Origin of the sequence: Intestinibacter sp. (assembly GCF_034113885.1) — a bacterium.
GTDB lineage: Bacteria > Bacillota > Clostridia > Peptostreptococcales > Peptostreptococcaceae > Intestinibacter.
Map to the genome: position 1 here is coordinate 1 of NZ_JAXEWM010000006.1, position 5,874 is coordinate 5,874.

Annotated in this window: 5 protein-coding genes and 1 pseudogene; 3 read left to right on the top strand and 3 right to left on the bottom strand. The window is 31.3% G+C overall.

The window, feature by feature from the left end:
• The coding region (locus SPD90_RS00445; RefSeq protein ID WP_320923985.1) for a protein kinase domain-containing protein at window positions 1-618 on the top strand (618 nt) is incomplete at its 5' end.
• Between the two features lie 41 nt (window positions 619-659).
• Here the strand turns inward: SPD90_RS00445 and SPD90_RS00450 are convergent.
• A complete protein-coding gene (locus SPD90_RS00450; protein WP_320923986.1) occupies window positions 660-2,561 on the bottom strand; it encodes an endonuclease MutS2 in 1,902 nt (633 codons plus the stop codon).
• Window positions 2,554-2,853: a CD3324 family protein gene (locus SPD90_RS00455; protein ID WP_320923987.1), complete on the bottom strand. Its 300-nt coding sequence runs from the start codon at window positions 2,851-2,853 to the stop codon at window positions 2,554-2,556. The genes SPD90_RS00450 and SPD90_RS00455 overlap by 8 nt, the downstream gene beginning before the upstream one ends.
• Window positions 2,854-3,266: 413 nt before the next feature.
• Between SPD90_RS00455 and SPD90_RS00460 the strand changes: the two genes are divergently transcribed.
• Window positions 3,267-4,682 carry a carbon starvation CstA family protein gene (locus SPD90_RS00460; RefSeq protein WP_320923988.1) on the top strand — a complete coding sequence of 472 codons (1,416 nt, stop codon included), beginning with the start codon at window positions 3,267-3,269 and terminating at the stop codon, window positions 4,680-4,682.
• A gap of 62 nt (window positions 4,683-4,744) precedes the next feature.
• Here SPD90_RS00460 and SPD90_RS00465 read toward each other — a convergent pair whose 3' ends face one another.
• On the bottom strand, window positions 4,745-5,404 hold the full coding sequence (locus SPD90_RS00465) for a hypothetical protein (protein ID WP_320923989.1): 660 nt from the start codon (window positions 5,402-5,404) through the stop codon (window positions 4,745-4,747).
• A gap of 172 nt (window positions 5,405-5,576) precedes the next feature.
• On the opposite strand from SPD90_RS00465, the pseudogene SPD90_RS00470 reads away from it, so the two are divergent.
• Window positions 5,577-5,874, top strand: a pseudogene (locus tag SPD90_RS00470) (hypothetical protein); the annotation flags it as partial.

The following is a 5,874-nucleotide window of genomic DNA, read 5'->3' on the forward strand; positions in this document are numbered from 1 at the left end:
GATATAAAGCCGAGCAACATACTGATTGATAAAAACGGCTGCGCAGTTTTGACCGACTTCGGGTCGTCGATAAATATAAATTCAGATGGCATCGGAAAATTAAAAAACGTCTACTACAAGCATATTGCACCTGAGCAGTGCTACAGCTCTAAGGTAGATGTCTATGTAGATATATACCAATTTGGAAATACTCTATATAGGATGTGCAATGGCGAAGAGGAGTACAATAGACAGGTAAAAAAAAGCAAGAATTTAAACGATTTAAAAATATCTATAGTAAATGGAAGTTTTCCAACTAGAAAAAAGTACTACCCCCATATACCAAGGCAATTGATTGAAATAACTGAAAAATGCTTGAGTTTAGATCCTGAAAAAAGATATAAAGAAGCGATAGATATTTTAAATGATATGGCAAAAGTAAACTCGAATTTAGATTGGATATATGAAAAATCAAATGGTATATACAGATGGGTAGATGGAGATAAGATTGTATCTATGTACAAGAAAAATGGAATCTGGACAGTCATATGCAAGCTCGATTGTGAGTTTGAGAAAAGTTTTGAGAAATTTTCTGATGGATTTAAGTATGTCAGAAAAATTTTAAAAGAGAATTGTTAAAAAAGAGGTTGTTGTCACCTTACAACAACCTCTTAAATATTCTATTGTTTTTTGCTTTTGATTTCCTTTTGAATTTTTTTAAGGGCTTTTTTAGATCCTCTAGCTATATCCTTTTCTAATTTTCTATCTTCAAAAGAAACGAATAAGCTGTTTAAATCGTAGCCTTCAGGATATAAATCCTTTGCCTTTAGATAAGGCTCAGTTCTTTTTACATTTACTGTTATAAACTCATCCTTATATAAAACCTCTAAATTATTAAATTTATCTATAGGAGTGTAGATAACACCGTAATCGTCTTTATCTAAAAGTTTTATTTTATCCCCGATTTCGTAATCGTAAACCTTGCTAGGTATGTTATCTACATCGCTTTGTTTTCTTATCCTTCTATCGTCGACTAATTTTATATCGTAATCCTTGTTGTTTATATAGTCGTTTGCCTTTTTAAGCACTTTATCTCTAATTCCCATTTTTTTAGAAATAAATAATGCATTACTGCTTTGAGAATGGCCGATAGTCAGCTTGTAAAGAGGTTCTAGAGTGTCTTTGTCAAACATCATACCTGCATTTTCAAAGTCAGGATGTAATTTGGCGTATTTTTTCAGCTCGCCGTAGTGGGTAGATGCTACTGTTATACATCCCATTTCGTATAGCTCTTCTAATACAGCGATTGCAAGTGCAGCACCTTCATTTGGTTCTGTTCCACTGCCTATTTCATCTAATAGGACGAGTGTTGATTTATTGCTTTTGTTTATTATAGAGGCTATATTTTGAATATGAGAAGAAAATGTACTAAGCGCATTTTCTATGCTTTGGTTGTCGCCTATATCTACAAATATATTTTCAAAAATAGATATATCAGTTCCTTGTTCAGCAGGTATATCAAATCCACATTGAGTCATAAGAGTCAGCACGCCGACTGTCTTTAATGCTACGGTCTTGCCACCTGCATTGGGACCTGTTATTATCAAGCTTCTGTAGTTTTTACCTATTTCAAAATCGAGTGGGATTATATCTCCTTTTAGTAGTGGATGCTTAGCTTTTTTTAGCTTTATATATCCAGTATTGTTTATTTTTGGTGTTATACAGCTGTTGTTTAAGCTGTATTTTGCCTTTGCGAAAATCATATCGTAGTTGGCTATGACCTCGATATTTATTTTTATCTCCTGGATTTTTTCGAAAATCAACTCAGTCAAATACGATAAAATCTTGTATTCCTCAATAGCCTCCTCTGATTTTAAAGAGATAAGCTCTGAGCTGAATTTAGATATATTTTCAGGCTCTATAAATACAGTGCTTCCCTTTGAGGAGGTGTCTAAGATGACGCCTTTTACCTCGTTTTTATAATTTGCTTTAATCGGGATTACATATCTTTCGTCCCTTTTACATATTAGAAATTCCTGTATATATTTTTTATTTGAGCTTGAAGTTAAGAATTTATTAAGTCTATCGTTTATCTTAGATTGACATATATCTATATTTCGGCGAATTTTCTTTAATTCACTAGAAGCGTTAGAGTCAATTTTATTTGATTTTATGCAGTAGTTGATTTCCTCTTCTATAGAGCTTAATTCTGTTATATTCAAGGCATAGGATGATAGAGTTTCTCCATAGAAGCTCATGTCATTCATGAAATTTTTGATTTTTTTGCAACCTCTCAAGAAAGCTTCGACCTTCATAAGCTCTTCTGGATTTAAAACCATTCCTTTTTCGACCTTATCTATTACACCATGTAAATTAAATACACCTTCTAGTGGAATATGGTTGCTGTTTTTTAATATATTTCTAGCTTCGTTGTTTTCGTTTAACATGTTTTTTACAGCACTGATATTCTTTTTAGGAGTCAATTTATCTATAAGCTCCTTTCCTAGAGAGCTAACACAGTATATTTTGACTAGCTCCTTTAAATCGTTTAGCTGTAATTTTTCAAAAGTTGTATCATTCATTTTCACTACCTCCTAGACAAAGATTTGATTTTTTCATTTTAGAGATTATCTTTCTGATGCTAGATTCTGACAAATTAAAAATACCTTGAATCTCCTCTAAGCTGTAGCCTTTGTTGTAAAGCTCAAAAATTTCTTTATTTCTAGAGTGAATGGCGTCTTTGGCACCGCTTTTTTCGCCCCAAGAAACTTTATTTCTCTGTATAGGAATGTAGATAATATCGCCTTGGATATATTTTTGTATTTGGCTTATCAATTCTTCTGGTAATATATTTTTTGCGTTTTTATATTTCAATTTAGTTGTCTCCTTTATTTATAAGTTATTTTTCGATAACTTAGCAAATAAGGAGTTAAATCGTTGTAACCCCTTATTTACTAAGAAGCACAACTTCCAGTTCACCGTAATTATTTTTTTTCAAAAAACATTCTCCTTTTTATTATTTATATTTTAAATTTACATATACATTATTTCACATAACGATATTATATTCAATGCAAAAAACGATTATAATCGAATTTTCCTAAAATTGTTTTCATGCATTTTATTACCAAATAAATGTATTTCATGTCGCAAAAAATGTTATTTCATGACAATCAAAATACTATCTATATATATAAGTATTATTATATAAGTACAAAAGGAAATAATTATACATTATATTTAAACTTTATGTTTAATAAAAAAAATATATTTGGGAGGGATTTGTTATGATTAGCTTTTTCGGAGCAATAATAGTTTTAATTCTAGGTTATTTTGTTTATGGTAAGTTTGTTGAAAGAGTATTTGGAATAGATGACTCTTTGCAAACTCCAGCACTATCAATGGAAGATGGTGTAGATTATGTTCCTATGAATTGGAAGAAGATATTCTTAATTCAATTCTTGAACATAGCAGGCTTAGGACCTATATTTGGTGCAATACAAGGTGCATTATTTGGACCAGCAGCCTTTTTATGGATTGTATTTGGTACAATATTTGCAGGTGGTGTACATGATTTCTTATCTGGTTACTTATCACTTAAAAACAAAGGTGTATCAGCATCAGAGCTTGTTGGTATATATCTAGGTGAAGGTGCTAGAAAAATAATGGTAGTATTTAGTGTAGTTTTACTAGTACTTGTAGGTGTAGTATTTGTAACAGGACCTGCTGGACTTTTAAATACTTTAACTAATGTAAATACACAAATCTGGGTTGCAGTAATATTTGTATATTACATATTGGCAACTGTACTTCCAGTAGATAAGATTATAGGTAAGATATATCCATTATTTGGTGCAGCACTTATATTAATGGCAGTTGGTATAGCAGGTGGATTGATTGTCAAAGGTTATCAAATACCAGAAATAACTTTACAAAACTTCCATCCAGATGGAAAACCATTATTCCCATACTTATTTATAACTATAGCATGTGGTGCTATATCAGGATTCCATGCTACACAATCACCACTTATGGCTAGATGTGTAGAACACGAAAGAGAAATAAGACCAGTATTCTATGGTGCGATGGTTGCAGAAGGTATAATCGCTTTAATATGGGCAGCAGCTGCAATGGCATTCTTCCACGGTGAACCTCAATTACAAGCAATTTATGGAGGTACTCCAGCAGTAGGTGTAAATGAAATGTCAATAACTCTACTTGGACCAGTAGGTGCAGTACTTGCAGTATTAGGTGTTGTAGCTTGTCCTATAACATCTGGTGATACAGCATTCAGAAGTGCAAGACTTACAATAGCTGACTCATTCAATATAAAACAAGATAAATTGAGCTCTAGATTTATGATAGCAATACCACTATTTGCAGTAGGTGTAGCTCTTACATTTATAGATTTCAACATAATTTGGAGATATTTCTCATGGGCTAACCAAACATTAGCGATGATAATGTTGTGGACAGGAAGTATGTTCTTACTTAAAAACAACAAGAACTACATGGTAACAGTAGCTCCAGCGATATATATGACAGCTGTAACATTCAGTTATATAATGCAAGCACCAGAAGGATTTAGATTACCAGCACAAGTAGGTAACATAATCGGTGTTGCAGTAGCAGTATTATTTGCAGTAGCATTCTTTGTAAAAGCAAATAAAGAAAAACACGTAGAACATAATAAAGCAGCTTAGTTTCAGATAAAAAAGAGATACGAAAGATAGATTTTAAGATCTATTTTAAGTATCTCTTTTTTTTAGCGTATATGTTTTAATACAAAGTCAGATGAATCTTTGAAGAAAGTGTCTAGTTCTTCTTCTGTAAGCAGTTCGTTTTGAGGAAATTCATTTATCTGATCCTTGTAATTATCAAAAATCCACTTTTCTGTAGCTTCGATATCTTTAGGCGTAATCGTGTAATTTCCATCATCTGTTTTAATTGTTATATCTTCTTTAGGGAAGATAAATTTGCTTTTTACTCCCAATGATTTTGCAATTATATTGAAGTTTTTGTGCTTGAATTTAATACAGTCCTCTTTAGTCCCGTTAAATACGCCGTTTACTGTCTTCATCCCTGTTATTATATTTTTATCATTGTAAATAAAATAGTCGTTTTTAAGCATGCCATTTAGATAGTAGTCCAATAATAAATGGCAGTAAATTCCTGTTGATACGATATCGTCTTTATTCCAATATACTTTTCTGTATTTTTCAAGATCAGGCAGACATAATTCATTTTCGTAAATATAATAATGAGAGAACCTAGATTCAACTGTATCCTTCATAGGTATTAAATACCCTGATTTTATATCTGGAATTAAGTTTGCTAATATAAATAGATTTTCTTCTTCTTCGTTTAATTTTAAAACATTTGAAATATCTGTAGCTAATTTAATATGAAAACTCCAAGCTGGCATAATCAAAAGTCCTTTCTATATATGTTATTACATTATGTATTATAAAATAAATGGTAGAAATTGCAACCTTAAGTATTCGATTTTATAAATAAAAATATAAAAGATTTAAAATAAATCCCTTGACTTAAAGTTAACTTCATAGAGTAAAGTTATATTAGAGGGGGAATCGATTATGAAATATAGAACATTAGGAAGAACAAATATAAAAGTAAGTGAAGTAGGACTTGGCGGAGAAGGATTTGAGAAAAAAACTCAAGAAGAAGTAACTAAAATGATAGATACAGCAATCAAAGAAGGCATAAACTATATAGATATATACAACTCAAATCCGGAAGTCAGAAGCTACGTAGGAAATGCACTAAAAAAATATCCTAGAGAAAGCTTTGTAATAGAAGGTCACCTATGTACAACTTGGGAAGATAATCAATACAAGCGTACTAGAAATATAGATGAAGTAAAAGAAGCTTATA